The organism is Syntrophorhabdaceae bacterium (assembly GCA_028713955.1).
Taxonomy (GTDB): Bacteria; Desulfobacterota; Syntrophorhabdia; order Syntrophorhabdales; family Syntrophorhabdaceae; genus UBA5609.
This window is the reverse complement of record JAQTNJ010000258.1, coordinates 1,365-4,318: the sequence shown is the minus strand read 5'-3', so window position 1 is coordinate 4,318 and position 2,954 is coordinate 1,365. Positions and strand designations below refer to the sequence as shown.

The window sequence follows — 2,954 nt, the reverse complement described above, 5'->3', positions numbered from 1 at the left end:
GCGTCAAGCTCCCCGTTTTTTTCATAGCTTACCCCGAGGTTGATATGCTCTTCCGGGGTCAGCGGGTCGCGGAGCACGATAATCCTCGGCAGGCTGCATGAGCTTAAAAATACCGCCAGGAGCACTACGATGACGGCTGTATGCGCAGTGACCAGTAACCTGTCTTTTGCCATATCTTCTCCAGTTCCCGATCGGGGATAATCTCGTTCCGCTTCCTTCCCGAATTTACCACGATGCCGCCATCGGTATATCCCGTCGTCACCATAAAATGATTACCCTGATACATAAGGAAACCATAATCCACGAGGATTATCAAAGGGACTTCTTTGTTTATGTTGTCCCTGATGTCCGCGATACTCCCTGAATACTGTGCCGCACCAAAGCCAAGCCTTTTTGCATAGAGCTCAAGGTCGATGCCAAGGACACCGCCCGCTCCCGGGCTGTAGACCGCTGTTACAATATCATCATAGGAAGGTCTTTTATCGACATTCTTTTTGGCGTACCAGTAATGTATCACCGTCGCAAGCGCAGAGGGTCCGCATTGAAAATCATCCTGTCTGAAAAACGGGACGCCGCGCAACAGGAACGCATCCGCAGGAGGAACGGGGGAATTCGCCGTGCTGCATCCGAAGAGAAAAAAAATGATAAAAATGGTGAGGAGCCTTCGCATTGTCGTAACAAAAAGGTCCGGGGCTTCCCTGTGAAGCTCCCCGGACCTGATCAGCAAAAGGTTTACGGGGTCACCACAACCTTATGGCCGGTGGTCAGGTTAATGATGACTATGACGAGTACGATGATAAGCAGCACTGCGATGACTATCCCCAGACTGTCTTTCCCAACCCTGAGGTCATCAAGCTGCTGTGCAAAACTATGGATCTGCTGGTCGCTCATCTGAGAAAACCTTGCATTGATCTCATCGGCCGTGAAACCAAGATCCTGAAGCCGCTGCTTAACAAGTTTCGATTCGAGGACTGTCTGGATCTTACCAAGATCGTCTGCCCTGTCCACAGCCGGCAGCGCTATCGCTTGCGACGGCACAAAGGCAGCCTCAACGCGCGGTACGATACCGATAACGAACATCGCTATCGCAAGATAATATATCAGTGTCTTCTTTGCCATATCCTCACCTCCTATCCGTCATATTATATTGTGATAACCTTTTCTGTATTATATATGCAATAAAAAATGTAATGTATGTGATGTTTATCACGGTACAAAATGTTTGAAGGTTTATTACTCCTGTGGTATTCTCCCATAATAGGTCAGGCATCCCGCATATAAAAAAATAATGGAGGTAATCATGTCGACGATATACGATGTCTTTGCAAGGGAAGTGCTCGATAGCAGGGGAAATCCTACCGTTGAGGTAGAGGTAACCCTTGAGAGCGGAGTTATGGGAAGGGCGATCGTCCCCTCCGGCGCCTCTACAGGAGAAAGGGAGGCCCTCGAACTCAGGGACGGTGATGCCAAAAGATATAAAGGCAAAGGGGTTCTGAAGGCGGTCGATAACGTGAACAATTCCATTGCGCCTGAGATAGAAGGTCTCGATGCAATCGATCAGGCCTATATTGATAACCTCCTCATTGAGCTCGATGGGACAGAGAACAAAAACAAGCTCGGCGCAAATGCGATCCTCGGCGTCTCTCTGGCCCTCGCCAGGGCATCGGCGGAATATCTCGATATCCCGCTCTATCAATATATAGGCGGCATCAGGGGCCGTGAGCTTCCCGTGCCGATGATGAACGTTATCAACGGCGGTGCGCATGCCCAGAATGACCTTGACGCCCAGGAATTCATGATCGTCCCGGCAGGCGCGGATTGTTTTAAAGAGGCTATCAGGATGGGTGCCGAGATATTCCATGCGCTGAAAGGCGTGCTGAAAGACAAGGGGCATGTAACGGGTGTCGGCGACGAAGGCGGTTTTGCCCCGCAGATCTCATCGACCAAAGAGGCCCTGGACCTGTTGATGGTCGCCATCACGAAGGCCGGGTACAAACCCGGTAAAGACGTGTTCATCGCCCTGGATACGGCCGCAAGCGAATTTTACAAAAAGGGAAAATACCATATCGATAAGAATGTATGGGACAGCAACAAGCTGATCGATTTTTATGAGTCGATCATCGGCGATTACCCGATAATCTCTATTGAAGACGGGCTTGCACAAAACGACTGGAAAGGATGGAAGTCCTTCACCGACCGCTGTGCTTCAAAGATACAGATCGTCGGCGACGACATCTTTGTTACCAATCCGAAGATCTTTACGGAAGGGATCAAAAAGGGCATCGCAAACAGCATCCTCATAAAGCTCAACCAGATAGGGACACTCACCGAAACGCTTACCACCATCGAACTGGCGAAACGCGCCGGCTACACCTGTGTCATCTCGCACCGGTCCGGCGAGACAGAAGACACGTTCATAGCAGACCTTGCCGTGGCAACCAACGTGGGGCAGATCAAAACGGGTTCTGCATCGAGGAGTGAAAGGATCGCGAAGTACAACCAGCTTATGAGGATCGAGGACGAACTTGGAGACCTGGCAATATTCGGAGGCACAGAGGTATTTTACAGTATAAGGAAATGAACTTAGCTATCAGCAATCAGCGATCAGCAGTCAGCATAAAGATGTTCAAAGGTGTATCAGTTGATCGCTGAAGGCTGATAGCTGTAAACATTATGTCCACATACAGTCTGAAATACGGAAAGGGCACGGTACCCTTCCGGCCTCCTGAAAACTGGCAGACAACGGTTATACATCACAAGGAGCCTCGGCCGGTGCCCCTTGAAGATGCCCTGCTGAATTCTCTTGAAAACCCCATCGGCGAGAGACCCTTTGCGGACTGGATCGGCCGGTTTAAAAACATTCTTATCGTTGTCCCCGATGTAACCCGATATGCGGGGATGGAACGGGTGCTGCCGGTGCTTCTTGAACGGTTCCCGAAAGGCATCGACGCGCA

4 protein-coding genes are annotated in these 2,954 nt (G+C 50.4%); 2 read left to right on the top strand and 2 right to left on the bottom strand.

Annotation, left to right across the window (positions count from 1 at the left end; genetic code table 11):
- Window positions 1–124: 124 nt before the first annotated feature.
- Complete coding sequence (locus PHU49_15235) at window positions 125–727, bottom strand: C39 family peptidase (GenBank protein MDD5245360.1); 603 nt, start codon at window positions 725–727, stop codon at window positions 125–127.
- Between the two features lie 5 nt (window positions 728–732).
- Complete coding sequence (locus PHU49_15230) at window positions 733–1,119, bottom strand: PA2779 family protein (GenBank protein ID MDD5245359.1); 387 nt, start codon at window positions 1,117–1,119, stop codon at window positions 733–735.
- 181 nt (window positions 1,120–1,300) lie between these two features.
- Here PHU49_15230 and eno point away from each other — a divergent pair, with 181 nt between their 5' ends.
- Window positions 1,301–2,581: a phosphopyruvate hydratase gene (eno, locus tag PHU49_15225; protein ID MDD5245358.1), complete on the top strand. Its 1,281-nt coding sequence runs from the start codon at window positions 1,301–1,303 to the stop codon at window positions 2,579–2,581.
- A gap of 92 nt (window positions 2,582–2,673) precedes the next feature.
- Window positions 2,674–2,954 (top strand): lactate racemase domain-containing protein (locus tag PHU49_15220; GenBank protein MDD5245357.1); only part of this gene is annotated, 281 nt, incomplete at its 3' end.

Coding starts and splice junctions, on each gene's coding strand:
- PHU49_15230 (MDD5245359.1), bottom strand. CDS start 1,119: ATGGCAAAGAAGACACTGATATATTATCTTGCGATAGCGATGTTCGTT.
- eno (MDD5245358.1), top strand. CDS start 1,301: ATGTCGACGATATACGATGTCTTTGCAAGGGAAGTGCTCGATAGCAGG.